Annotated in this window: 21 protein-coding genes; 5 read left to right on the top strand and 16 right to left on the bottom strand. The window is 49.6% G+C overall.

Annotated elements, in window-relative coordinates; translation table 11 throughout:
* Positions 1–6 precede the first annotated feature (6 nt).
* The 4 genes from P0078_RS14745 to P0078_RS14730 form a co-directional block, all read right to left on the bottom strand.
* Positions 7–372, bottom strand: coding sequence for a hypothetical protein (locus tag P0078_RS14745; RefSeq protein ID WP_282930692.1), 366 nt, complete (start codon positions 370–372; stop codon positions 7–9).
* A 44-nt stretch (positions 373–416) separates the two neighbouring features.
* Complete coding sequence (locus P0078_RS14740; RefSeq protein WP_282930691.1) at positions 417–1163, bottom strand: 16S rRNA (uracil(1498)-N(3))-methyltransferase; 747 nt, start codon at positions 1161–1163, stop codon at positions 417–419.
* A gap of 131 nt (positions 1164–1294) precedes the next feature.
* On the bottom strand, positions 1295–4426 hold the full coding sequence (locus P0078_RS14735; RefSeq protein WP_282930690.1) for an efflux RND transporter permease subunit: 3132 nt from the start codon (positions 4424–4426) through the stop codon (positions 1295–1297).
* The gene (locus P0078_RS14730; protein WP_282930689.1) at positions 4426–5676 is read right to left on the bottom strand and encodes an efflux RND transporter periplasmic adaptor subunit; all 1251 of its coding nucleotides are present in this window, start codon (positions 5674–5676) and stop codon (positions 4426–4428) included. Before P0078_RS14730 ends, P0078_RS14735 begins: the two co-directional genes overlap by 1 nt.
* Positions 5677–5970: 294 nt before the next feature.
* Here P0078_RS14730 and P0078_RS14725 point away from each other — a divergent pair, with 294 nt between their 5' ends.
* Positions 5971–8298 (top strand): Tex family protein, encoded by a 2328-nt coding sequence (locus P0078_RS14725; RefSeq protein WP_282934622.1) that lies wholly within the window; start codon positions 5971–5973, stop codon positions 8296–8298.
* Positions 8299–8388: 90 nt separating this feature from the next.
* On the opposite strand, the gene P0078_RS14720 is transcribed toward P0078_RS14725, so the two are convergent.
* The 5 genes from P0078_RS14720 to P0078_RS14700 form a co-directional block, all read right to left on the bottom strand.
* The gene (locus P0078_RS14720) at positions 8389–8991 is read right to left on the bottom strand and encodes a pseudouridine synthase (protein WP_353057079.1); all 603 of its coding nucleotides are present in this window, start codon (positions 8989–8991) and stop codon (positions 8389–8391) included.
* 211 nt (positions 8992–9202) lie between these two features.
* Entirely contained in the window at positions 9203–10033 is an 831-nt protein-coding gene (metF, locus tag P0078_RS14715; RefSeq protein ID WP_282930688.1) for a methylenetetrahydrofolate reductase [NAD(P)H], read from the bottom strand.
* A 64-nt stretch (positions 10034–10097) separates the two neighbouring features.
* Positions 10098–11474: an adenosylhomocysteinase gene (ahcY, locus tag P0078_RS14710; RefSeq protein WP_369974263.1), complete on the bottom strand. Its 1377-nt coding sequence runs from the start codon at positions 11472–11474 to the stop codon at positions 10098–10100.
* Between the two features lie 107 nt (positions 11475–11581).
* Positions 11582–12802, bottom strand: coding sequence for a methionine adenosyltransferase (gene metK / locus P0078_RS14705; protein WP_282930687.1), 1221 nt, complete (start codon positions 12800–12802; stop codon positions 11582–11584).
* A 72-nt stretch (positions 12803–12874) separates the two neighbouring features.
* On the bottom strand, positions 12875–13831 hold the full coding sequence (locus P0078_RS14700; RefSeq protein ID WP_108734975.1) for a metalloregulator ArsR/SmtB family transcription factor: 957 nt from the start codon (positions 13829–13831) through the stop codon (positions 12875–12877).
* 258 nt (positions 13832–14089) lie between these two features.
* On the opposite strand from P0078_RS14700, the gene tkt reads away from it, so the two are divergent.
* On the top strand, positions 14090–16090 hold the full coding sequence (tkt, locus tag P0078_RS14695; protein ID WP_282930686.1) for a transketolase: 2001 nt from the start codon (positions 14090–14092) through the stop codon (positions 16088–16090).
* Between the two features lie 109 nt (positions 16091–16199).
* Positions 16200–17204 (top strand): type I glyceraldehyde-3-phosphate dehydrogenase, encoded by a 1005-nt coding sequence (locus P0078_RS14690; protein ID WP_282930685.1) that lies wholly within the window; start codon positions 16200–16202, stop codon positions 17202–17204.
* A 389-nt stretch (positions 17205–17593) separates the two neighbouring features.
* Here the strand turns inward: P0078_RS14690 and P0078_RS14685 are convergent, their stop codons facing one another.
* Both P0078_RS14685 and P0078_RS14680 read right to left on the bottom strand, forming a co-directional pair.
* Positions 17594–19570, bottom strand: coding sequence for a hypothetical protein (locus P0078_RS14685; RefSeq protein WP_282930684.1), 1977 nt, complete (start codon positions 19568–19570; stop codon positions 17594–17596).
* Positions 19571–20072: 502 nt separating this feature from the next.
* Positions 20073–21209, bottom strand: coding sequence for an aminopeptidase (locus P0078_RS14680; protein ID WP_282930683.1), 1137 nt, complete (start codon positions 21207–21209; stop codon positions 20073–20075).
* Positions 21210–21280: 71 nt separating this feature from the next.
* On the opposite strand from P0078_RS14680, the gene P0078_RS14675 reads away from it, so the two are divergent.
* Together P0078_RS14675 and P0078_RS14670 are read left to right on the top strand one after the other, a co-directional pair.
* Positions 21281–21514 (top strand): hypothetical protein, encoded by a 234-nt coding sequence (locus P0078_RS14675; RefSeq protein WP_282930682.1) that lies wholly within the window; start codon positions 21281–21283, stop codon positions 21512–21514.
* 110 nt (positions 21515–21624) lie between these two features.
* Positions 21625–21798, top strand: a complete 174-nt coding sequence (locus P0078_RS14670) for a DUF3149 domain-containing protein (protein ID WP_282930681.1) — start codon at positions 21625–21627, stop codon at positions 21796–21798.
* A 311-nt stretch (positions 21799–22109) separates the two neighbouring features.
* Here the strand turns inward: P0078_RS14670 and tatC are convergent, their stop codons facing one another.
* From tatC to hisI, 5 genes are all read right to left on the bottom strand, one after another.
* A complete protein-coding gene (gene tatC / locus P0078_RS14665; protein WP_282930680.1) occupies positions 22110–22859 on the bottom strand; it encodes a twin-arginine translocase subunit TatC in 750 nt (249 codons plus the stop codon).
* Positions 22856–23449 (bottom strand): Sec-independent protein translocase protein TatB, encoded by a 594-nt coding sequence (tatB, locus tag P0078_RS14660; protein ID WP_282930679.1) that lies wholly within the window; start codon positions 23447–23449, stop codon positions 22856–22858. The genes tatC and tatB overlap by 4 nt, the downstream gene beginning before the upstream one ends.
* Positions 23450–23478: 29 nt before the next feature.
* Positions 23479–23742 carry a Sec-independent protein translocase subunit TatA gene (tatA, locus tag P0078_RS14655; RefSeq protein ID WP_282930678.1) on the bottom strand — a complete coding sequence of 88 codons (264 nt, stop codon included), beginning with the start codon at positions 23740–23742 and terminating at the stop codon, positions 23479–23481.
* Positions 23743–23830: 88 nt separating this feature from the next.
* On the bottom strand, positions 23831–24163 hold the full coding sequence (locus P0078_RS14650) for a phosphoribosyl-ATP diphosphatase (protein ID WP_282930677.1): 333 nt from the start codon (positions 24161–24163) through the stop codon (positions 23831–23833).
* Positions 24164–24170: 7 nt separating this feature from the next.
* Positions 24171–24563 carry a phosphoribosyl-AMP cyclohydrolase gene (gene hisI, locus P0078_RS14645; RefSeq protein ID WP_282934621.1) on the bottom strand — a complete coding sequence of 131 codons (393 nt, stop codon included), beginning with the start codon at positions 24561–24563 and terminating at the stop codon, positions 24171–24173.
* Between the last annotated feature and the right edge of the window lie 20 nt (positions 24564–24583).

The raw sequence follows: 24583 nt of genomic DNA, 5'->3' as shown, positions 1-24583 counted from the left end.
ACATCGTTAACGCGCAGAGAGCAGCATCAGGCCGAGAATGACACCGATGACGCCGCTAATACGCAGGAAATTTTCATTGCCACGGGAAATTTTAACCGCTAATTCTTTGCCCCGCTCAAAACCAATTTGCAGCATATAGGCACCACTCAATAGCACCAGTACGCCGAGGGCATTGAACAAAATATACCAGTGGCGAGTGTCTGCAATTAGTAAAAGGATCAGGCCAATAATAATTCGCGCCCAGGCGGAGAGGGCATAGCCAGTTTCGTTAAGCCGCTCGCTGAGGCTTTGTGCCAGCTTCGGCTTGGCAATAATCGCCAGTGATAACACAACGATGACAATGCCCAACAACCAGATAAATGCTTTTATCATGCTCTTCTCTCCCTGAATACTCTCGAGTCCAATCCTTCAGTGACTTACAAATCACCCCATTGAAATTGCAATACCGACAATGCTGCTATCGGCGCTGTCTCAGTGCGCATCACCCTTGGTCCCAAGCGCAGAGGCATAAAATCCTGCGCCAGTGCCGCATCGATTTCCACCTGCGATAGCCCGCCTTCTGGACCTACCAGTAGCAGGGCGGATTCCGGTGTACCGCGCTCCGCCTGCCATTGGCGCAGATCCAGCTCGGTGCGGTGATGCAGTACCAACTTGGCTTGGGGCTCAGCTTCAGCAGATTCACTCTGTAAATACTGCGCCAGCTTTATCGGTTCGGCAATCTCCGGCACCCGGTTGCGCTCACACTGCTCACAGGCACTGATAGCAATCTGGCGCCAGTGACCCAGTTTTTTCTGTAAGCGGTCCCCGGACAGCTTCACTTCACAACGTTCGGTAAACAGCGGCTGTATCGCCGCCACTCCCAGCTCAGTGGCTTTCTGTATCACCCAATCGAAGCGATCGCCACGGGAAATACCGATCGCCAGGGTCAGTGCCAACGGTGATTGGCGATCCTCTGCACAGTACTCTCCCGTGCGCGCGCGCGCCCGTTTGCCGGTCTCGATCAACTCCGCCGTGTACTCACCGCCATTGCCATCAAAAAGAACTAAGGGGTGGCCCGCATTCAAGCGAAGTACTTTTACCAGGTGACGGGAAGCCAGCTCATCCAGGTCTACTTCTTGATCGGAAGCCAGAGGCTGCTTGGAAAAAATACGCGGGATGCGCATGGGAGAATCCTATTCAAACACCATAAAAAAGCCGACAGGAATGTCGGCATTTTGCTGGCAGTTAGTTTAGGCATTTATACCCCAAAGGCGCAATGGTGAAGGCGATCCACCATTGCGCCTGGATACCCGCGCTACACAGTCTCCAATGAGACCGGGGTATCGTCTTCTACTGCAACTTTGTGCTTCGGGCGTAACTTCTCAATAACTTTGTACAGGTTGGGGACCAAGATCAAAGTCACTGCCGTTGCAAACAGTACACCGAATGCCAGGCTGATCACCATCGGGATCAGGAACTGGGCCTGGATTGAACGCTCGAACATAATCGGTACCAGACCAATAAAGGTAGTAATCGAGGTCAGGATAATCGGGCGGAAACGATCCCGGCCCGCGTGTACTACCGCATCCATCACCGCCATACCCTGAGCGCGCAGCTGATTAATACGATCCATCAATACCAGATTGTCGTTCACAACCACGCCCGCCGCTGCGAGGAAACCGAGCATCGACATAATGCTGATGTTGTGCCCCATCAACAGGTGGCCAACTAAAGCACCGAAGAATCCAAAAGGTACAGCAGTGAGGATCAATAGCGGCTGAGAGTAGGAGCGGAAGGCAATCGCCAGCAATGCGTAAATAGCGAACAAAGACAGCACAAAGAAGGCCAGGATAGCCCCATTAAATTCCTCTTCTTCCTGCATTTCTCCTGCGGTTCTGAGAGAGAAGCCGGGGAACTGACGCTCCAGTTCAGGTACCAGGGTCTCGCGCATATCCTTAAGGATATCCTGCGTGCTGGAAGTATTCGGTGTTATTTCAGCGGTTACCCGAACTGTGCGTTCGCGGTCGTTGCGGCGAATCGTGGTGTAGCCTGGCACATAAACCGCATCAGCTACCGCTGAGAAGGGTACCTCCCCATCGTTGGTACGGATACGAATACGGTCCATCTGCTCTTCACTGGCGCGCTCCTCCATGGGGTAGCGAACCATTACGCGAACATCCTCACGACCACGTGGGATACGTTGAACCTCCTCACCATAGAAGCCCTGGCGAACCTGCCTGGCCACATCTGACAGGTTAATGCCCATCGTGGTAGCGTAAGGCTTCAGCTGGATTTCAATATCCCGACGGGCGCTGGTCAGGTTATCGCGCACATCATAAACACCGACATAACTATCCAGCTTTTCCTTAACTAGGTCAGCCGCAGCACGCAGTTCCTCCATATCCCCCGAGGCAGTGCTCAGGTTTAGACTCATACCATTGCCGCTATTGTTAATAGTGGCATCAATATTCATATCTTCGACACTAGCTGGTAGTTCGCCAATCAATTCGCGCCAGCGCAGCGCCAAAGATTCAGAAGTAACATCACGCATCTCTCCATCGATGAGCTGCAGGGTTACATAGATGTTGCCTCGCCAATTGAAAACCAAGGAGTTCTCCAAGAAAGGCTCACCCTTGTTCTGCTCCAGCATTCCCTCATCAGATTCCAACTTATCAGCGGCGCTAAGTACCTGCTCCATTACCCGTTCAGCTTCACTGAAAGGCTCACCAGAGGCCATTGAAATTCGCAATTGCAATAAATCAGAGGGGACCTGGGGGGAGAATGAAGAGCCCACATAACCGCTCTGAAAAACAGCGATCGACAAACCAAGCGCCAACATAAAGCTCATTACTGTGGTTCGGCTATTGCTGAGGGACTTCTTCAGCAGCGGCAAGTAATACTTGTCGCCAGCAGTTTTCATAGCGCCGGCAAAACGCCCACGCACTTTCTGTAACTTAATTCCCAGTGTCGACTTGGCTGGCTTCTCAGGCTTCATGCCTACCAAGTGAGCCGGCAGGATTAACAGGGACTCTACCAGCGAAAACACCAGACACAGCAATACCACCACCGGCAGGGCCAGCATCATCTGTGCGGTGACACCGGGCAGGAACAGCATGGGAATAAAGAACACCATGGTGGAAGTCACGGCAAAAATTACCGGCGAAGCTACCTGCTTCACCCCTTGCTCGGCCGCAGCTAAGCCAGATTCACCTCTATCGTGGGCAGCATGCACGGCCTCTCCCACAATAATGGCGTCATCCACCACAATCCCGAGTATCAACAGGAAAGCGAACAGCGACAGCATATTCAGACTGACGCCGGTCACCGGCAACAGCCAAAAAGCACCAAGGAAAGCGACAACAATACCTACGGTTACCCACATGGCCAGTGCCGGGCGCAGGAACAGCATCAGCATGACAAACACCATGGCAAAACCGCTCAGGGCATTGGTAGTCAGCAGATTCATGCGACCTTCAAATGCCTTGGAGAAGTCGAACCAGACATCCAGTTCCATACCCGGAGGCAATTGCTCGCGAGTCTCTTCCAGGAAATCTTTGATTCGCTCTGCCGTTTTCACCACATCCAGGGGCTCGCCCTGAATAATGCGGAGGTTCATGGCAGGATTGCCATTAAAGCGAATAACGTTGTTGTATTCCTCAAAGCCATCCCGCACTGTCGCTACATCACGCAGTAACAATACAGAGCCATCAGCACGGCTAACCACGGGAATGCGCTCAAAGTCTTCAGCGGTATAGGCTTGGCCTCGGGTTTGAACCTGGATATCACCGCGATCCGAGCGCACCATGCCGGCAGGCAGATCCAGAGAGGAGCGGCGCACCGCATCGGCAACCTGATTAAAGCTCAGGTTATAACGACGCAAATCCAGCTCGGAAACTTCAATAGATAACTCGTCCGGCCGATCACCCCAAACATCAACGCGGCGCACACCCGGAATCAAGTTGAGCTTGTCGCGCAGATCTAGAGTTGTCTCCTTAAGCTGACGCTCTGAAACCGGACCGCCGATAGCGATCATCATTAATTCGGCATTAGCTTCGATCAAGCGAATAACAGGACGTTCAATACCATCCGGAAAGGTGCTGATACTGTCCACCTGCACCTTAATATCGTTGAGCAGGCGCAGTTCGTCGTAACCATCCATCGCCTGAACTTCAATAGAAGCATGGCCCCGCCGGGAAGCGGAATTCACTTCCTTAATACCTTTTACTTCGGAGATTGCTTCCTCAACACGTACAGTTACCTGCTGCTCTACTTCAGCAGGACCGGCACCAGGATAGGAAATATCCACATCGACAATACCCAGCTGCACCGTTGGGAATACTTCCCGATCGATACCGGATATACCAAAGAATCCGCCGATGATAATCATGATCATCAGCAGGTTTGCCGCCTTACTATTGCGCGCAAACCAAGGGATGATTCCGTTCATTACTTGCCTCCCTGGGAAGCATTACTAACGCCTCCGGCATCACCCGCAGCTGACAACTTGGCGGGCTCAGCAGAATCCTCTGAGAGGCTACCCAGACCCGCAGGCCGCTCATTGAGAGGATTGGCGGTAAGCACCATACCTTCACGGGAGTAGCCCAGACTCGAAACAATAACCCGATCGCCTACAGCGATATCGCCGCGCAGCCAGATTTTGTCTCCCACGGTTTGCAGTAACTCTACAGTCTTGTAACTCAACTGGCTCTCTTCATTCAGCACCAGCAAGTGATCCCCTTCGTGCAGTGCTTGGCGCGGTAATTCCACAACATCATCAAAAGTTTTACCGGCGATGTCGGCCTCTACAAACAGGCCATTCATCAGCGGAACCTCTCCCTCGTAGGGGTTTTGAACCTGGGCAACAGCAAAGATAAAGCGGCTATTGGGGTCAATACTGGCCTCGGTGCGCACCAGCTGTGCGCGCCACTTATGTTCACGACCGGCTACCACGGCCTGCAAGCGCACGGCGGGGCCATTCTCGATGGATTTACCCAGGGGCAGGTTGAGCAGTGCTAATTGCTGATCAGTCAGGGGAAGGCGAACTTCGGCAATGCCGGTGCTGTGAATTTTTGCTAGCGGCGTGCCGGGGGTAATGTACTGGCCCAAATCTACATAGGTCTCCACAACACGACCGGCAAAGGGCGCTTTCAATGTGGTACGTGCTAAATCCAGCTTGGCTTGATCGCGATCGGCCCGTGCAGCCTCCACCGCCGCCTTGGCCGCCTCTAGGTGGGGTTTGCGCAGGAATAAAGCGTTGGCAGCCTCTGACCCCAAGTCGCGCCACTCGCGCTTGGCCTGCTTGGCATGGCCCTGCTCCTGTGCAAGGGCAGACTTGGCATCTGCCAATTGAGCTTCTGCGCGGGTAACCTGATACTGGTAATCAGCTTGCTCAAGCTGCAGCAAATTGGCGCCTTTTTTGAAGAAACCACCGGCAACAAAGGCTTCATCGACACTTTCAATCACACCACCAACTCGGGCAATCACTTCGATTTCATGGCGGGCATGTACAGTTCCCTGGCTGGGAACCAACAGTGTCTGACGACTGGGCTCTATATAGAGGACATCAGCCATTGGCGGTATCACTGCCTCCGGTGGTTTTTCCTCCGGCTTTGGCTTCAATACAACCACCGCAGCAATAACAGCCACCCCGATTAACAATACAATGAATAACAGCTTGTTTTTACTCGAGACTTTCACAGGTACCCTCTACCCCGTTCCCTGACCTAAATTGGTCAAATTTTAGTTAGCACGCATTCTACTGAAGTTCGACGCAGATAAGGCGCAATTTGGATGCAAACTGCCGCACAAGTTTGTGTCCTGCCGCAAACCTTCCTCGCTGCGCTCGGGTAACGCATAATGCCGACCCGAAATTACCCCTGTAATGGCCCTCTCGTTTACCCGCTACAAACCACGGAAACTGAAAGGCTACTTACTGGTCCAACGTCGCCCCTAAAGGTACGAAATTTCCCGGAAAACGGATGTAAACATCAAATGCTGGATATCAACGTTCGCATCGCCGAAGAACTCAATGTCAGACCACAACAGGTTACCGCCGCAGTATCCCTGCTCGATGAAGGGGCCACAGTCCCATTTATTGCGCGCTACCGGAAAGAAGTGACAGGGGCCCTGGACGACACCCAGCTGCGCACCTTGGAAGACCGACTGCGCTATCTGCGCGAACTGGAAGAGCGCCGCGCTGCCATCCTGAAAAGCATCGATGATCAGGGCAAGCTGACCCCGGAGTTGTCACAACAAATCAACAGTGCCGACACCAAGAATCGCCTCGAAGATCTCTACCTCCCCTACAAACCCAAGCGCCGCACCAAAGGACAAATCGCCATTGAGGCTGGACTGGAACCGCTGGCCGACGCACTGACCAACAACCCCTCCCTCGACCCTGCAGCCGAAGCAGAGCAATACCTCAATACCGACAACGAAGACGCCTCCCTTCACGTCAAAGACATCAAAGCCGCTCTGGATGGAGCCAAATTTATCCTGATGGAACGCTTTGCCGAAGACGCCGAGCTGCTGGGCAAGCTACGTGAATTCCTCAAGCGCGATGGACAGGTGAAATCCAAACTGCTCGAAGGAAAAGAAGAGGAAGGGGCCAAGTTCCGCGACTATTTTGAATACGCCGAAGACTGGTCCAAGGTTCCCTCGCACCGTGCCCTGGCTATTTTCCGCGGCCGCAACGAAGGCGTACTCGCTATCAGTGTGGGCCTCGCCGAAGAAGAAGGGGCCTCCCCAACCGCCAGCCACCCCTGCGAAGCCATGATTGCCCGCCATGTGGATATCATCGATGAAGGTCGTCCTGCAGACAAATGGCTCGGCGAAGTGGTGCGCTGGACCTGGCGAATCAAGCTGCTGACCGCACTGGAAACTGACCTGATGGGTGAGCTTCGCGAGAAAGCAGAGGAGGAGGCCATCAAGGTATTCTCCCGAAACCTGAAAGATCTGCTGCTGGCAGCTCCGGCTGGGCAAAAAGCCACCATCGGCCTCGACCCAGGCCTGCGCACCGGGGTCAAAGTCGCCGTGGTCGATACCACCGGCAAGATACTCGATCACACCGCCATATTCCCCAACCCGCCACAGAATCGTCACCAGGAGTCTGCAGCGGTTATTGCCGCCCTGTGTAATAAATACAATGTGGGCCTGATCGCCATTGGCAACGGCACCGCCAGCCGTGAGACCGACAAATTTGTCGGGGAAACCATTAAACAATACAAGCTGACGGCTCAAAAAGTAGTGGTTAACGAAGCCGGTGCTTCCGTTTACTCCGCCTCTGAATTTGCTGCGCGGGAATTCCCGGATCTTGATGTGACTATCCGTGGAGCTATCTCCATCGCCCGCCGTTTGCAGGACCCGCTGGCAGAATTGGTGAAAATCGAGCCCAAATCCATTGGTGTTGGCCAGTATCAGCACGACGTTTCCCAGACTCAATTGGCTCGCTCATTGGACGCCGTGGTTGAAGACTGTGTAAACGGTGTCGGCGCTGAGCTGAACTCCGCCTCTGCACCGCTGCTGGCTCGGGTTTCCGGCCTAACCGCATCTATTGCCAACAATATTGTCAGCTACCGCGACCAGAACGGCGCATTCAAAAATCGCAAGCAGCTAATGGAAGTTCCGCGTTTGGGCCCCAAGGCATTTGAACAGGCCGCCGGCTTCCTGCGTATTAATAACGGTGAAAATCCGCTGGATAAATCCGGTGTGCACCCCGAGTCCTATATCGTGGTTAAACGCATTGCCGAAAAAAACAGCCGTGAAATTAACAGCCTTATCGGCGACTCCGGCTTCCTGCGCCGACTGAATCCGGCAGACTATACCGACGAAAAATTCGGTGTACCTACCGTTACCGATATTATCGCCGAACTGGAAAAACCCGGCCGTGACCCGCGCCCGGAATTCCGCACGGCCAAATTTGAAGAGGGCGTAGAGGAAATAAAAGATCTGCGCCCGGCAATGGTGCTCGAGGGGACCGTCACCAATGTCACCAACTTCGGTGCCTTTGTGGATATCGGTGTTCATCAGGATGGCCTGGTACATATCTCTGCTCTTTCAGAGAAGTTTGTTAAAGATCCCCACGAAGTCGTAAAAGCCGGTGATATTGTCAAAGTTAAAGTGATGGAAGTGGATGTTGCCCGCAAACGTATCGGCCTTTCCATGCGCTTATCTGACGAGCCTGGTGAGCAGGGTAGTGGCGGCATCAAAAAGGGTGACCAGCGCGAAAACCGCCAAGCCCAACGCTACAATAAGCAGCAGGGCAACCGCTCCCAGAAAGGGGGCAAGGTAATGGCCGTGGCAGCATGGGTGATATTTTGATGGCGGCGATGAAGAATAAAAAATAACCGATAAAAAGGGCGGCCAAATGGCCGTCCTTTTTATATCTCTCTGACAACCCCTCTTGCCATATTATTCAATTAAAAACTCTCCGGGCAACTCACTAGTAAAATGCAATGCTTCTCCACTTACAGGATGAGAAAATTTCAGCTCGCTAGCATGTAACAGTAACCTCGAAGCCCCCTTCAATGCATCAGGGTGGGCATAAAAGGGGTCCCCCAATATTGGATGTCCTATTACCTGCATATGCACGCGGAGTTGGTGAGAGCGTCCAGTAACTGGCATAAGTCGAATCAAGCTACTGTTTTCAGAGCTGGAGACTTTCTCCCAGCGGGTTAGAGATGGCTTGCCCTCGGCAAAATCTACTTTTTGCCTCGGCCTATTTGGCCAGTCACAAATAAGGGGTAAATTCACTTCACCACTTACATTTTCAGGCACACCCCATACTCGCGCATAGTAGGTTTTCTTAACTTCACGATTTTGAAATAGAGCACTCAGCGCCTTATGTACCTCAACACTGCGCGCCATTACGATTAGTCCTGAAGTATCCATATCCAATCGATGGACAGTTAATGCATCTGGATATAGTGATTGCGCTCGACTAGCTAAGCTGTCTTTATGATCAGCACTTCTTCCCGGAACACTGAGAAGCCCGCTGGGTTTTTCTAAAACCAGTAGTGCTTCATCCTCATATAGTATTGAGAGGAATGGTTTCAGGGGGGTTATAATTCCGCATTTATACCAACCTACCGGAATTTAAAAATATTTCAGATGGCCCAGAAAAGATACTAAATTTCCAGCCAGTAAACTCTGAACAAACGATATGCAAATTTCAATCAATGTTTCATAAACAGAAACTCGAAAGCAATAGCTTTCGAGTTTTCAATTAAAGCTTGAGGCTTTTTAAAATCTTAGTAACGATTGCATCCTGATTCATTGTGTAAAAATGTAAACCCGGTGCACCTCCCTCTAATAAGGTCTCGCAGAGGTCGGTAACAACCTCTAATCCAAGCTTTCGAATGTCTTCAGGATCACGGAAGCTTTCCATGCGTTTAACCAACCACCTCGGAATTTCCGCACCACAATTGCGAGAGAAACGCACAAGGTTGGCAAAATTAGCTATCGGCATAATACCTGGATAAATGGGCGCATCGATACCCGCTTTTTCACACTGATCAATAAAGTAAAAATAGGAATCCGGGTTATAGAAATATTGAGTCAGTGCGCTATTAGCACCTGCCTCAAATTTACCTTTTAAATAGCGAATATCATCATCATAGCTGTTCGACTCCGGGTGGATCTCTGGATAAGCAGCTACTTCAAGATGAAATTGATCACCGGTATGTCGGCGAATAAAGGCGACTAATTCATTCGCATAAACCAGTTGCGCCACTGCACCCATACCCGACGGCATATCACCACGCAGTGCAACTATTCGATTAATTCCCGCCTCTTTATAATCATTTAACAAACCCAGTATTGCCTCTTCATTATCACCACCAAACGACAAATGTGGGGCAATTGAAATACCATCTCGCCGCATATTGGTAACAATACTCGACGTTGTCTCTCTCGTGGTACCACCGGCGCCATAGGTAACAGAAAAGAATTCAGGGTTAAATGCCTGGAGCGCTTCGCGAGTTTTGTATAGCTTTTCGCGACCCTCTGGCGTTTTAGGAGGGAAAAATTCGAAACTTATGCGAATGGAGTCTTTCATTATATTTCTCCAACCCCGCACAATTCAGGCGCCGGCAATGCCGGCACCTCTTAGTTAGGGGCTATTAGTACTTATAACTTTCAGGTTTGAACGGACCTTCAACTGAAACACCGATATAGTTAGCTTGTTGCTCGGTCATACGGGTAATAACACCACTAAAACCCTCAACCATATAGCGTGCAACTTCTTCATCCAGGTGCTTGGGCAGTACTTTTACATACAGCGCTGAAGTTTTTTGATCTGCCGGTAAGTCAGCAAACTTTTCTTTGAACAAATGGATCTGGGCGAGAACCTGGTTGGCAAAAGAGCCATCCATGATGCGGCTCGGATGGCCAGTAGCATTGCCGAGGTTTACCAGACGACCTTCAGAGAGCAGCAACAAGTGATCGTTGGTTTCGCTATTGCGAACCACCTTATGTACCTGCGGCTTAACTTCCTGCCACTCCCAGTTTTCACGCATAAAGGCGGTGTCGATTTCATTATCGAAGTGACCAATATTACAAACCACCGCACCACTCTTCAGGGCGGAAAGCATGTGGGCATCGCAAACATTCACATTACCGGTTGTAGTAACGATCAGGTCTGTATTGGCCAGCAGCTGTTTGTTAATACCCTCAGCAGTACCGGTATTAACACCGTCGATGTAGGGGGAAACCAGCTCGAAGCCGTCCATACAAGCCTGCATCGCACAGATCGGGTCCACTTCAGAAACCCGTACGATCATGCCTTCCTGGCGCAGGGATGCTGCGGAACCTTTACCTACGTCGCCGTAACCAATAACCAGCGCTCGCTTACCAGAGAGCAAGTGGTCAGTGGCGCGCTTGATGGCATCGTTGAGGCTGTGGCGACAGCCGTATTTGTTGTCGTTCTTGCTCTTGGTCACAGCGTCATTGACGTTGATCGCAGGAATCTTCAGGGTGCCTTCGCGCAGCATATCCTGCAGACGGTGTACGCCGGTGGTGGTCTCTTCACTCACACCGTGGCAAGCATCGAGAAGTTGCGGGTATTCGCGGTGCAGCAGCTCGGTGAGGTCGCCACCGTCGTCCAGAATAATATTGGGTTGCCAGCCGGCAACATCGGCACCAATAGTGCGCTCAAGGCACCACTCGTACTCTTCTTCAGTTTCACCTTTCCAGGCAAATACGGGGATTCCGCGCGCAGCAATGGCGGCAGCGGCGTGATCCTGGGTGGAGAAAATATTACAGGAGGACCAGCGAACTTCAGCACCTAGTGCGACCAGGGTTTCGATCAGCACTGCAGTCTGGATCGTCATGTGGATACAGCCCATGATACGGGCACCCGCCAGCGGCTGCTCTGCGCGGTATTTCTCACGCAGAGTCATCAGTGCCGGCATTTCACCTTCTGCAATTTCAATTTCACGGCGCCCCCACTCGGCCAGGGAAATGTCCGCGATTTTGTAATCTTTAAATTCAGTGCTCATTTGATTCATCGTTTTTGAGTCCAAAAATTATCAGCTTGCCGAGTGGTACCCAGCATATTTTGTGTGCCCGCGCTTTTGGCCCGGGCATGAATATTTATTTCTGAAACTTAGAGGCCGGCTTGGGAGCGGAGCGCATCCGCTTTATCAGTTTTTTCCCATGGGAAAGCAGTAAAGCTCTCACTGCGTTCCTGGCCATTGCTGTCGATCCAGTTGTAAGTGTGGGTAAACGGATCGCGACCAAAGTGACCGTAAGCTGCGGTCAACTGATACATCGGGTGCAGCAGATCGAGGGATTTGGAGATGGCGTAAGGGCGCAGGTCAAAGTTTTCGCGCACCAGCTCTACCAGCTTATCCTCTGGTACCAAACCGGTTCCAAAAGTATTAATTGCTACGGAAGTCGGCTCGGCGACACCGATGGCGTAGGAAACCTGAATCTCACAGCGCTTGGCCAAGCCTGCTGCGACAATGTTCTTAGCTACATAGCGACCCGCGTAAGCGGCAGAGCGATCAACCTTGGAGGGATCCTTACCGGAAAATGCACCGCCGCCATGGCGAGCAGAGCCACCGTAAGTGTCAACGATAATCTTGCGCCCGGTAAGACCGCAGTCCCCAACTGGCCCACCAATAACAAAGTTGCCCGTCGGATTAATATGGAACTTGGTGTCTTTATGCAGCCATTCCAGCGGCAAGGTGTTGTGAACAATCAACTCCATCACTGCATCGCGCAGATCTTTTTGGCTGACATCCGGGTTGTGCTGAGTTGAAAGAACAACCGCATCGATCGCACAGGGGCGACCCTGTTCGTCGTAACGGAAGGTCAGCTGGCTTTTTGCATCGGGACGCAACCAGGGAAGCAGACCGGATTTACGCACTTCAGCCTGACGCTCAACCAGACGGTGGGAATAGTAGATCGGTGCAGGCATAAAGGTGGGGGTTTCGTTGGTCGCATAACCAAACATTAACCCCTGGTCCCCAGCACCCTGGTCTTCCGGCTTAGCGCGGTCTACACCCTGTGCGATATCCACAGATTGTTTACCGATCACATTGATAACACCACAGGTCTCACCGTCATAACCCACGTCAGAAGAGGTGTAGCCGATATCGGTGATAACTTTACGCACCAGCTCTTCCAGGTCTACCCAGGCAGAGGTGGAAATCTCACCGGCAATAACAGCAATACCGGTTTTCACCAGGGTTTCACAGGCAACCCGCGCCTGCTTGTCACGGGCCAGTAGAGCATCCAATACAGCATCGGAAATCTGGTCGGCAATTTTATCCGGGTGCCCCTCAGATACGGATTCTGAGGTAAACAGTCTGTATTCACTCATTTTGAGGTCTCCATTGTCCCGCCGCAGCGGTTGAATATCTTTTAACTTCAGGCTGTGCCTGACAAACCCCCGTCAGGGCTTAATAAACTCTCTTATCTGGATCTGAAAGCCGTTGCGCAGGGCACTATAAATACTGCGCCCATCTTGCAGGCCGGCAGTCGCGGCCCAGTCACTCAACTGCTCTGGAGCAAAACCCAGCCATAAATCTCCGCAGGCCTCTCTGGCCCAGTCCTGGCTGTGTTCTTGCAATTCTGCAATTAAAAGCTGCCCGCCCTTTTTTAGGGCGCCGTGCAAATCGTGAAAAATTTGTGCCGGGTCAGGAGTGTGGTGCAGCACCATGTTCACCACGATGGTGTCGGCACTGGCCGGCCGTGCAGCAGCAGCGCGAGTATCGCTACAGACAAACTCGATATTTTTAATACCCTGTTCATCGGCAAAAGATTGGGCCCGCTCCAACATTGCAGAAGACAGATCCAGTGCTGTCACTGTCGCGAAACGCTGAGCCAACTCCTGTAGAAATTCACCTTCTCCAGGCCCAACTTCCAAGGCATGACGACCAGGTTTGAGCAGCTGAGCCACCTGTGGCCCGTATACGTCATAGCTGGCAATCAATTCCTGCTGCTCGCGAAAGCGGTTGCCGTAATCGGCAAAGAAACGTCGCGATGCTTCCGCTCTCTCCTCAGAAATCCGGGATACCGCCTGCACCCGCACATCGGCCAGAGGCAAATGATCCAGGTTGGTAAAAAGCTGTGCCAGCAGTGGAGTAGCTGCAGTGCGCCGGTAGAAAAGGTTATTACCTTCGCGGTGCTTGTTTACCAGACCTGCCTGGGCGAGCACTTTCAAGTGATGACTCAGGGCCGGTTGGCGCAAATCGAAGATTCGGCACAGCTCTAAAACACTGTAAGAATCCTGGCTGAGCAGGCGCAATATTTCGAGCCGCAGGGGATCTCCGGCGGCTTTCAGGGTCAAGGCCAGCTGAGGAATTGCCTCGGCTGGACTCAGTTCGGGTGCTGGCTCATTTTCAGACATGGGGCGAAGTCTAGCAGGGGAGCACACCTATATCAAAATGTTTTGATATAGCTTTATTAAATATTTTTGATATAGATGTTAATGGCGCCGCCTAATGCATAGAATTGGAAGTTTGTTGCTGCACTCAACAACAAATCCCCAACCAAAGCTTTGCGCGGGGCCGCCCTTTACGGGAAAATACGCCACCATTTTGTTGTTGCGGGAATCTGCCGGCAGAGCAGCGCCGCACCCTAGCTAAGAAACCAGAGAGCTCTTCTTATGTCTTCTACTCCCTCTCGCGCTGATAAGGCCAACGCCATTCGCGCCCTGTCCATGGACGCGGTCCAGAAAGCCAAAAGTGGCCACCCCGGTGCGCCCATGGGTATGGCGGATATCGCCGAGGTGCTGTGGAATGACTACTTAAAGCACAACCCGGCCAACCCCAACTGGGCCGATCGCGACCGCTTTGTACTGTCCAACGGTCACGGCTCCATGCTGCTTTATTCCCTGCTGCACCTGTCCGGCTATGACCTGCCGATAGAAGAGCTGCAGAACTTCCGCCAACTGCATTCCAAAACTCCGGGCCATCCCGAATACGGTTATGCCCCTGGTGTAGAAACCACCACCGGCCCACTGGGTCAGGGCATCACCAACGCTGTTGGTATGGCAATGGCGGAAAAGATAATGGGTGCCCAGTTCAATCGCCCCGGCTATGAGCTGGTAGACCATCACACCTATGTATTCTTGGGCGATGGCTGCCTGATGGAAGGTATCTCCCACGAAGCCTGCTCCCTGGCCGGCACTCTGGGCCTGGGCAAGCTGGTCGCCTTCTATGACGACAACGGCATCTCTATCGATGGTGAAGTGGAAGGCTGGTTCACCGACGACACGCCCAAGCGCTTTGAATCCTACGGCTGGCACGTAATCCCCAATGTGGATGGCCACGATTCCGCCGCTATCAAAGCCGCTATTGAAGAAGCTCGCTCTGTTACCGATAAGCCCACCATTATTTGCTGCAAAACCGTGATCGGCTTCGGCTCCCCGAACAAACAGGGGCGCGAAGAGTGTCACGGTGCACCGCTGGGTGACGAAGAGATCGCCCTGGTTCGAGAAACCCTCGGTTGGGCCCACGGCCCATTTGAAATCCCCGAAGATATCTACGCTGGCTGGGATGCCAAAGCCAAAGGTGAAGCCCAGGAAGACGAGTGGAAAGATATCCTCGCCGATTACCGCGAAGAATTCCCGGAGCTGGCAACCGAATTTGAGCGCCGTATGAGCGGTGAACTGCCTGCGGACTTCCTCAGCAAAGCAGATGAGTACATCAAAGCTTGCCAGGGAAGTGCAGAGAAGATCGCCTCTCGTAAAGCCAGCCAAAACGCTCTCAACGCCTACGGCCCGCTGCTGCCCGAATTCCTCGGCGGCTCCGCCGACCTGGCTGGCTCCAACCTCACTATCTGGTCAGGCTCCAAAGGCATCAGCGCCGAGGATGCCTCCGGCAACTACATCTATTACGGTGTGCGCGAATTCGGTATGAGCGCCATTATGAATGGTATCGCTCTGCACGGTGGTTTCGTGCCCTACGGCGCTACCTTCCTGATGTTTATGGAATACGCCCGCAACGCTGTGCGCATGGCCGCACTGATGAAGCAGCGTGTGGTCTTTGTCTACACCCACGACTCTATTGGCCTGGGCGAAGATGGCCCGACTCACCAGCCGGTAGAACAGCTCAGCGCCTTGCGCGCCACTCCGAACCTGCACACTTGGCGCCCCTGTGACGCCACTGAATCCGCAGTGAGCTGGAAGATGGCTATCGCGCGCAAAGAGGGCCCCAGCACCATGGTCTTTAGCCGCCAGGGCCTGGCTCCTCAAGATCGCGACAGCGCACAGCTGGCTCAGATTGAGCGCGGTGGATACGTACTGTCCGACTGCGAAGGTGCTCCTGAAGCCATTATTATTGCCACTGGCTCCGAGGTAGAGCTGGCGATGGCGGCCCAGGAGAAACTGGTTGGCAAGAAAATTCGCGTTGTTTCCATGCCCTGTGCCGAGTTGTTTATGGAGCAGGAAGAGGCTTATCGTGAGTCCGTACTGCCTTCTTCTGTACGTGCACGAGTAGCGGTAGAAGCGAGCCACAAAGACTACTGGTATAAGTTTGTCGGTTTCGATGGCGCTATTATCGGTATGGAAACCTTTGGCGAATCTGCCCCTGCCGGCGACTTGATGCGCTACTTTGGTTTCACTGTGGACAATGTGGCTGAAGCGGTAGAAAAACTGCTGAAGTAATACTGTTCTCTCCACTGAATATCATTTAGGTATCAACCCCGTGCGGCACTGGCTCAACGCCGCGCGGGGACGCTTAGCTGACATTTTTTCTCCTGCCTAAAGTTGTGCTATGACCACTAGAATTGCCATCAATGGCTACGGCCGTATCGGCCGCTCCGTTTTGCGCGCACTCTATGAGTCTGGCGCCCGCGATAGCTTACAAATAGTCGCCATCAATGAACTGGCTGACTGCGACACCATTGCACACCTGACAAAATACGACTCCGTCCACGGCCGCTTCTCAGGCGAAGTTTCTGTGCATAAAGATATCCTTGAGGTTAATGGAGATTCTATTGCCGTTACTCATTGCGAGCGATTAGAAGATCTGGATTGGTTGCGGGATCAGGTAGATATCGTACTGGAATGTACTGGCAGCTTTAAGCAGCGACGGAGCGCAGAGCTGCACCTTGCCGCAGGAGCCACGAAAGTACTATTTTCCCAACCCGCCAGCCGCGATGTCGATGCCACGATTGTTTACGGGGTAAACGACCATATTTTAAATGGCAAAGAGCAAATAATTTCGGCAGCCTCCTGCACAACTAATTGCAGCGTGCCGGTGATTGCTGCTCTGGATAAGGCCTTCGGTATAGAAGCTGGAGTCATTACTACCATCCATTCTGCAATGAATGATCAACCAGTAAGTGATGCCTATCACCATACTGATCTGAGAAAGACACGCTCAGCAGTAAGCTCGGTTATTCCTGTTGATACGGCTTTGGCCCGGGGTATTGAGAGAATATTACCTAACTTGGTCGGCAAGTTTGAGGCGCAAGCCCTGCGAGTGCCCACAGTCAACGTTTCCGCGATTGATTTATCCGTTTCACTGCAAAGAGAAGTCAGCCGGGAAGATATTAATGCCCTATTAAAATCAGTTTCTAAATCTGAATTTAATGGTGTGTTAGGTTTTACCCAAGAACCTCTCGCATCCTGTGATTTTAATCACGATCCCCGATCCGGTATCATCGATGCGAGCCAAACTCGTGTAGCCGGTAATCGATTAGCCAAGATTCTGATTTGGTTTGATAATGAATGGGGATTTGCGAATCGGATGTTAGATTTAGTAAAAATGATCTAAAAAGCATCTATACATCATTATTCGGCAAGTTACTGATACAGCGTTTTAAGCTAGAAAATATACTCTGGGAGTAATGTTTATGGCACAGACTTAATAACTAGAGAAATAATGATAAATAGTATGAGTGTTGAGCTCGATATCAGGTGCCGGTTGCACCTCTAGGCGAGTTATAATCTGCGAACTTAAATATCAGCACCTAAAAACACCACCGCATCAAAAACAATAATAATGGATAAAATACTGAATTAACTTATATTTAATTCTGATCTGGGATAATTAGAGATACACCAAATCACCTATCTAATTTTTGGATCAATACAAAATGGCGACACAAGGTGCCGCCAGTAAATAATAATTCAGCTGGCTATGGAAACCATATCTTTAGATATTTAAAATGGCCTTTCTGATAACTTAATCAAGCCCGAATGGTAAACTCTATTAGTACTTAAAACATGCTCATCCACATCTATATCTTCGTCATAAAGGCTAAGATAAGCATCTTCAAAATATTTTACATTATATTGAAACCAATACTTATCAGCACTATCTATTTGATGGATGTCCCATTCACGCTCTTGGAAAAGAGCACACTCTGCATCAACCTCTGGATTCCAAGAGTCTGATATACAGGGCTCAGCCACAGACTCAGACCTGTAAAATCTGATAGACAGATTACCGTTATCCTTTAATTTCCAGAGCCCAACTAGCTCCTGACGCTCACTATCTTCAATAGCACCGTTATTATCTAAATCATTAATAGATACCGTTGAAATATTACCATCTGCCGAAATATCGAAATAGAACCTATTGAGAGGGTTGAAGAAATTTTTCGGATATAGATAAACACCTTTAATTTCTCTATCAGCCCAGTTTTCAACATCCTTTGAAAAAATAGTTGATATTGTGGAGGAGTGCAGTCCATCTGGAGACACTCTTTCTACAAAGGAATTAAGAATTTCCCCATTTTGAAAATTTAATAGAGAGAAATATAACCTTTCATTATCAGAAAAGTTAACGACGAGGCGATCAGAATCATCTACAATCCATACAGCAGAGACATCACTCTCAATTATTTCTCCATTACCGGAAGCAACGGGAATTTTAATATTTACATTGCCGCCATTCTCAAAATCACCTGCGAAACTCATTTTTAATGACTTAAGTGTAGAAATAGGCTGGAAGTTTTCAGTGTAGTTCACTACCTCCCCATCTCTATCAGGAGTTGGCATACTATATGAATTACCAATAACCAGTATATCTTTCGGACTCAAAAGATCAGATTGGCGAACACTGTTTGCAGCAATATAATTTGTCTCAAATATATCATCCGACTCAGCCCAATCAGGGAATTTAAGAGTATCGGAAGTTTCTAAAACTACCATTCCTTGATTTTTAGAATCCAACATCCAGAACAATCGGTCGAACTGCCTTTCCCTCACAGCGGAAAGATAATACTCTCCAACTTTCATAGGAATACGCTCTACAAGGGGCTCTACAGACTCCAAAGATATCCCCTCAGGCCCTTGAGTCCAAGTCAATTCAACTAACCCACTGCCATTGAGATACTCACCTGTTCCATTTGTATTTAATGTAATTCTTCCGCCTTCAGATGGAAGGTAATATGTTCCCTCAATAGGGTTTAAATTATTGCTAGAAGTGCCTAAAAAGCCAGCTTCTTGGGCCATAGCAACCTTAACTTCTTTAAATAAACCCTCCATCTGATTCATAAACATAGATACATATTGAGATGAAAGATCAAAATCTGAAGCAAACTGATAGGTATCTTCTACTTCTTCAGGTATTGATATACCTCTCTCTGAGTAATCTATAAATATTTTTATTGCTGCAGCGACAGAAAAGGCTCTTTCAGCATCAACTTTTTTAAATACCTCATCCCACTCATCAGAAGACTCAATAACTGAGTCACTTTCCGATTCTAATATTGCTGAAATAGCGGTAGATACGCTGCTAATATTTACAGCATGACTTTCAGATTGTTCAAGAACACCATCATCTCCAGCGATTTCGACTAAATAACTAAAAGTCCCTAGGGTGCTCGCAAATTTAACCTTGCTATCTTCTTGAGAAGTGGCAACAATTTTAACAACTTCATCTGACTCAGATTCATCCAACTCGATATCAGCCGTATAGCCACCATCGCTACTGGAAAATGAGGAAACTAATGAGTCACCTATGAATATTTCAATATCAGCGCTTGTAGTTGGCCCATCTATCAAGGTGCCATGAATAGAAAGCAAAACTCCCTCCTCACCACTTCCACCACTTCCACCACTTCCACCACTGCAGCCTACTATTAAGCTAACAACGCAAGCCCCTAAAAGCTTCGATAATCCGTATCTGTTCATTCTACCAAACTATTCCTTTACACAACTTAACAAAGGGCAGCACTATAAATTTTCTAGTGGGAAAAATCTATCAACAAAAAGTCAATCCTGACAAAACCCAATCTGTACGAAAGTGCAGTAAAATCGGAAGGGAGATTCTTAAATAACTACTATAAGTGTAGATAATTAATTGGACAGAAGGGATAGACCTCAACCATATAAACGTCTATTAACCTATCACATCAAATAACCTCAGATATAAAATCAGATACATATACCCAAAGCTTGAACAATGACGTTTACAAATATATAAAAGTGTATAATTTAAAAATATGGACTGACGTATTAAAATGATGCCCGGGCAGCTAATGTTATCCCCCCCAAAAAAATCAAACATAGCTATTTCTTTACTAAATAAAGCGTATCGAGATACCATACACTTACTATTTCGCGACACCTAAATTCAACATGAAGATAAAAATACGATTGTTAAATAATGGAAATACTTAGCCCATTTAAGAAATTAATTCCCATTATGAATACAGGCTATCACATCACTATCAATACTCTGCGTTGATATTTTATTTTCTCGTTTATACTCAACAGCCAACTGCAACAGGCTCTGCTCTCTATCTTCCTTGTCAAGCTCACCCAATCTTTCAGCTGCATTATAAAAATCCTCCCAACCATTACTATCAATATAAAGCTGACGAAAAGCTGGAACTAAAGATTCATATTCTGCAGCCAAAGCCAAAGTAGCATTATTGGTTTTCTCTATATAGGCCTGGTAGCGCGCTGGGTAAGACCACTCTGCTGCCATACGCCAATAGCAACGCCTCAATCGACTTAGAATTTCCTCCTTTTCTTGGCGCTTTTCCTCGTCTGGCAAGTTGGATTGGTAAACTGGTTGAAGCTCTTTACGCGTCGCTGTCATTAACTGTCGTACCGCCAGTGCCTGAGCCTTAGTCTCCTCAGCAGAACTCGAGAGACCTTGGCTACGAAGCCAATCAGGTAGGGCAATTTCGGACACTGCTGTAGCAAAGCTCTCATTAAAGCGGGTATCACCCGGCACATAAACTCTTCTGTGGGCCAACTCATGAAATAAGAGTCCGGCCAGTCTCTCCGGTGTCCAATTCACAAAGCTTGATAACACAGGGTCATTAAACCAACCCAGGGTGCTGTAGGCCGGCACGGCTCCCAGGTAGACATCGTAACCCTGGTTGCGCAGGCTATTGGCTTTGGCCATAGCCGCTGATTTGCGGAAGTAGCCCCTATAGCTAGCACAACCGGCTATGGGGTAACACCATCGTTTGGGGCTCAGGGAAAACTCTGGTGCGGCCAAGACATTCCATATCGGGTACTCATCATCGAGCTGGACATAGGAGCTATAGGCTTGCCCCACTGGTAACTTTAACTCCTGTGCTGCATAGGCACGGATTTCCTGAACGAGCTGTAGTTGCTTCTGGAGTTGATCACTGGCATTGCCGTCTTGAACCAGCTCTTCAATCGGCTGCCGGGCAGAGAGTATCCGCAATTGACCGCTTGCAGCCTGGAAGTAATAGCCCGCAGTCTCGCACCCGTAGAGCCCTAACAATACTAATACGAGCAGCCAAACTCTGGGGCGCGCTAAAAACCTAAGATCAGAAATACTGATATACACTCTTTTTCCTATTAGTATTTTTCTTAGAGAAACCCACCAGTCAAACGATTCCATGTGCAAAAGGTTATTCCATGTCACCAGTGGCAGCCGTCTTAACAGTATTTGCGCTGGTTTTAGGTGCTGTTGCCTGGTTCCGACTGCTATTTATTGGTTTTAGTCGCGACCCCTTGTCGGGGCTGATAGCACTATTTATGCCACCTTTGGCGCTTTTGCTGCTTCTGCCTGACAGGCGAGAAAATAGTGATCTTTATTCTTTATGTGGCGCGTCCTTACTCTGCCTGCTAGCAGCCCTAACCCTGCGTTGACCAACCCGTCGTTCTTACAATAAGTCGATCCAGCTTGATTTAGGTCAAGAGATTTCCATTACAGCTCCCTAGACTGCATAGGTGAAGCATTAGCCTATCTGGAGAGAAAAATGGATGCTTTAATTGACCTGTTTACCAGCTTTTCTGGCCTTCTCAGCTTGGCCGTTATTGCCTTTATATTCCTGATGGCAGCGTTTTTCGTTCGCTTGGTTCGCAACAATGTTGAAAAAGCTGTTGCCGAGCAGGAACGCATCGCAGCACAAGCAACCGGTTCCAATAAATAGCTAGGCTTCCATTGTTGTTGTAAGCAACCAAGCACAAGGTAGTTTAGCGTTTATCTCTCAGTCTGGTATCTAATAGCGGGCATTCTACAGCCGGTAGGGTGGTCAACCTCCCTGCAGCTGGGAAATAACCGTGTAATCAAGCTTCTTGTCATGGAAGAGGTGGAGTTGATGCTACTGAGAGGAGAGTGCGGCGTTGTGCCCGTAAAGCTAGCGCTCTCAGGTGAGTAACCCTATCGAGAGCGCAACTGCAACACCTCAAGCGCTGCTTGTGAAGCTAACCGCTGAAAGCCCAGTGGTGACTTTTTTATATCTCAGGTAGCAGGCTTATCTTTGGGTGAAGACTTCATCCAACGCCCAAATAAAATGCCAATCTCAAACAATAGCCACATGGGGAAGGCCAATAAGGATTGGGAAATTATATCCGGCGGTGTCAGTAGCATCCCAATTAAAAAGCATCCCACAATCACATAAGGGCGCTTACTTGCCAGGGTCTTGGCATCCACTACCCCACTCCAGATCAGTAGGACTGTCGCGATAGGGATTTCAAAAGCAAAACCAAAAGCAAAGAAAAGTTTCAGCACCAGATCCAGATAACTGCGCATATCTGGCATTACCTTAATATCTTCTGGAGCAGTTCCAACAAAGAAATCAAACAGAAGGGGAAAGACCACAAAATACGCAAATGCAATGCCGATATAAAAAAGTGCGACGCTACTAATTAATAATGGAATAGCAATACGTTTTTCATTTTTATACAGCCCCGGGGCAATAAATGACCAAACTTGGTAAAGCACAAAAGGGATTGCGATAAAAAAAGAAACTATAAAGGTCGTTTTGAACGGAGTAAGGAACGTGGAAGTCACCTCTGTAGCGATCATTCCAACATCACCCGCCAAACGCTCCTGTAGTGGGTGGGCAATAAAATTATAAATTTCAGACGCAAACGGCATCAAGCAGACAAATAAGACCAATACGACCAAAAGGATTCGCAATAGGCGATCACGCAGTTCGATCAGGTGGTCGATAAAAGGCTGATGTTTATCTTGGGGCTGATCGCTCATGACTGGCTATCTTTTTCCTGTTGCGATGTTTTCTTCTCGCCTTGTTTTTCTTCTTCATCTTCATCGATGTTTTCAGGATGGTCCGGGTTTAAATCCGGGTCCCCAAAATCATGCCAATGCTCCGGGTATTCGGGGTCCTGTAACTCCTCGGCAGTTTCATCCTGTTCTGGCAAATAATCCTCCTGCTCTGCACGAGGATGAGCAGGTTCTTCTATCGCCTTTTCAGGCTTTGGTGCCTCAGGATGATTTACTCCAGCTGCCTGTTTTTCTACTGGTGTCCCTGCAACTTGTGGTTTTTCAGGCTGATTAAGCGCGTCGTGAACTTCCTTATTGGCTTCGCTAAAGGTTTGCTCCATCTCACGACGACTCTCCTCAATCTCACGCATAATGCGCTCGTTGTGAAGTTCACGCCGTATATCATCGGCTCCAACCTCTCGCTCCAATTCTTCGCGAGCACTATGTAAGGTCCGCTTCAAACCGGACCACCAGCGGGAAGTGGTACGCACCGCATCGGGCAGTCGCTCAGGGCCAACCACCAACAGGGCCACGGCAGCAACTACCAATAGTTCTAAAAAGCCGATATCAAACACAGAGTGACACTCGCCTTAGTCGTTGCCGATTATTTGTCCTGAGACTGTTTATCTTTATTTTTGACAGTAGTGTCTTGGCCTGGCTTCTCTTCCTCATCGTGCTTGAGACGCTCGACATCTTTGTCTTCATCAGCATCCTTGGATTTGTCTTCATCCTTAACCGCTTTGCGGAAACCCTTAATTGCGCCACCCAGATCGCCTCCGAGGTTTTTCAAACGCTTGGTTCCGAACAGTAGCAAGACTATGACCAGGACAATCAACAACTGCCAGATACTAATTCCACCGAATCCCATAATTGTCTCCATTACATTCAATAGGATGGCTTGAGTTTCTTACCGGGCACTCCCGCCATCAGGGGTGGTGCCACAAGTGATTCAAATTTTACTTAGTTCGCGCAGCTTTCTCTTCCAGGCCAGAAAGACCAAATCGGCGCCCAAGCTCTCGAACCACGTCCTGAGAATCAGCGCCCAAGTGAGATAGCATGACCAGAGAGTGAAACCACAGGTCCGCTGTCTCGGCAACCAGGTCCCGATTATCGCCACTACTCTGTGCGTCTTTTGCTGCAAGAATAGCTTCAGTGGCTTCTTCACCGACTTTTTCCAAAATCTTGTTCAGGCCTTTGCTATGTAGACTGGCCACATAGGATTCAGAAGCATCACTGCTATTTTTACGACTTTCCAACACCGCATCGAGCTGTTGCAGCACATCTTTCATAATTGTTTCACTTATAAATGGACTTCGGGTCCTGAATCACCGGCTGATTCACCTGCCACTCTTCATCTTGAAGGAGGTGATAGAAACAACTACTGCGTCCGGTATGACAGGCGATTCCACCTTCTTGCTCGACCAACATTAATACGGTGTCCCCGTCACAATCCAGACGCAATTCACGCACCTTCTGCAGGAAACCAGAGGTTTCTCCCTTGCGCCACAGGCCCTTGCGGGATCGAGACCAGTAGACTGCGTAACCCTCACTGGCAGTGAGCGCCAGCGATTCCCGGTTCATCCAGGCCATCATCAACACCCGCCCGGTTTTGAAATCCTGGGCAATCGCAGGAACCAGGCCATCACTGTTCCAGCTGACTTTATCGAGAAAACCGGCCTTTGCTTGAATTTGAGTCAATGTCTAACAAT

Origin of the sequence: Microbulbifer sp. VAAF005 (assembly GCF_030012985.1) — a bacterium.
Classification (GTDB): domain Bacteria; phylum Pseudomonadota; class Gammaproteobacteria; order Pseudomonadales; family Cellvibrionaceae; genus Microbulbifer.
The sequence above is the reverse complement of the archived record's forward strand: the minus strand, read 5'-3'. Positions and strand labels throughout refer to the sequence as shown.

Excerpts from the sequence above, each read along its gene's own strand:
- metK (WP_282930687.1), bottom strand. The coding sequence starts at position 12,802 with ATGAGTGAATACAGACTGTTTACCTCAGAATCCGTATCTGAGGGGCAC.
- P0078_RS14700 (WP_108734975.1), bottom strand. The coding sequence starts at position 13,831 with ATGTCTGAAAATGAGCCAGCACCCGAACTGAGTCCAGCCGAGGCAATT.
- ahcY (WP_369974263.1), bottom strand. The coding sequence starts at position 11,474 with ATGAGCACTGAATTTAAAGATTACAAAATCGCGGACATTTCCCTGGCC.
- P0078_RS14685 (WP_282930684.1), bottom strand. The coding sequence starts at position 19,570 with ATGAACAGATACGGATTATCGAAGCTTTTAGGGGCTTGCGTTGTTAGC.
- P0078_RS14745 (WP_282930692.1), bottom strand. The coding sequence starts at position 372 with ATGATAAAAGCATTTATCTGGTTGTTGGGCATTGTCATCGTTGTGTTA.
- P0078_RS14740 (WP_282930691.1), bottom strand. The coding sequence starts at position 1,163 with ATGCGCATCCCGCGTATTTTTTCCAAGCAGCCTCTGGCTTCCGATCAA.
- metF (WP_282930688.1), bottom strand. The coding sequence starts at position 10,033 with ATGAAAGACTCCATTCGCATAAGTTTCGAATTTTTCCCTCCTAAAACG.
- tatC (WP_282930680.1), bottom strand. The coding sequence starts at position 22,859 with ATGAGCGATCAGCCCCAAGATAAACATCAGCCTTTTATCGACCACCTG.
- P0078_RS14670 (WP_282930681.1), top strand. The coding sequence starts at position 21,625 with ATGGATGCTTTAATTGACCTGTTTACCAGCTTTTCTGGCCTTCTCAGC.
- P0078_RS14690 (WP_282930685.1), top strand. The coding sequence starts at position 16,200 with ATGACCACTAGAATTGCCATCAATGGCTACGGCCGTATCGGCCGCTCC.
- P0078_RS14675 (WP_282930682.1), top strand. The coding sequence starts at position 21,281 with ATGTCACCAGTGGCAGCCGTCTTAACAGTATTTGCGCTGGTTTTAGGT.
- P0078_RS14650 (WP_282930677.1), bottom strand. The coding sequence starts at position 24,163 with ATGAAAGATGTGCTGCAACAGCTCGATGCGGTGTTGGAAAGTCGTAAA.
- P0078_RS14725 (WP_282934622.1), top strand. The coding sequence starts at position 5,971 with ATGCTGGATATCAACGTTCGCATCGCCGAAGAACTCAATGTCAGACCA.
- P0078_RS14735 (WP_282930690.1), bottom strand. The coding sequence starts at position 4,426 with ATGAACGGAATCATCCCTTGGTTTGCGCGCAATAGTAAGGCGGCAAAC.
- tatA (WP_282930678.1), bottom strand. The coding sequence starts at position 23,742 with ATGGGATTCGGTGGAATTAGTATCTGGCAGTTGTTGATTGTCCTGGTC.
- tkt (WP_282930686.1), top strand. The coding sequence starts at position 14,090 with ATGTCTTCTACTCCCTCTCGCGCTGATAAGGCCAACGCCATTCGCGCC.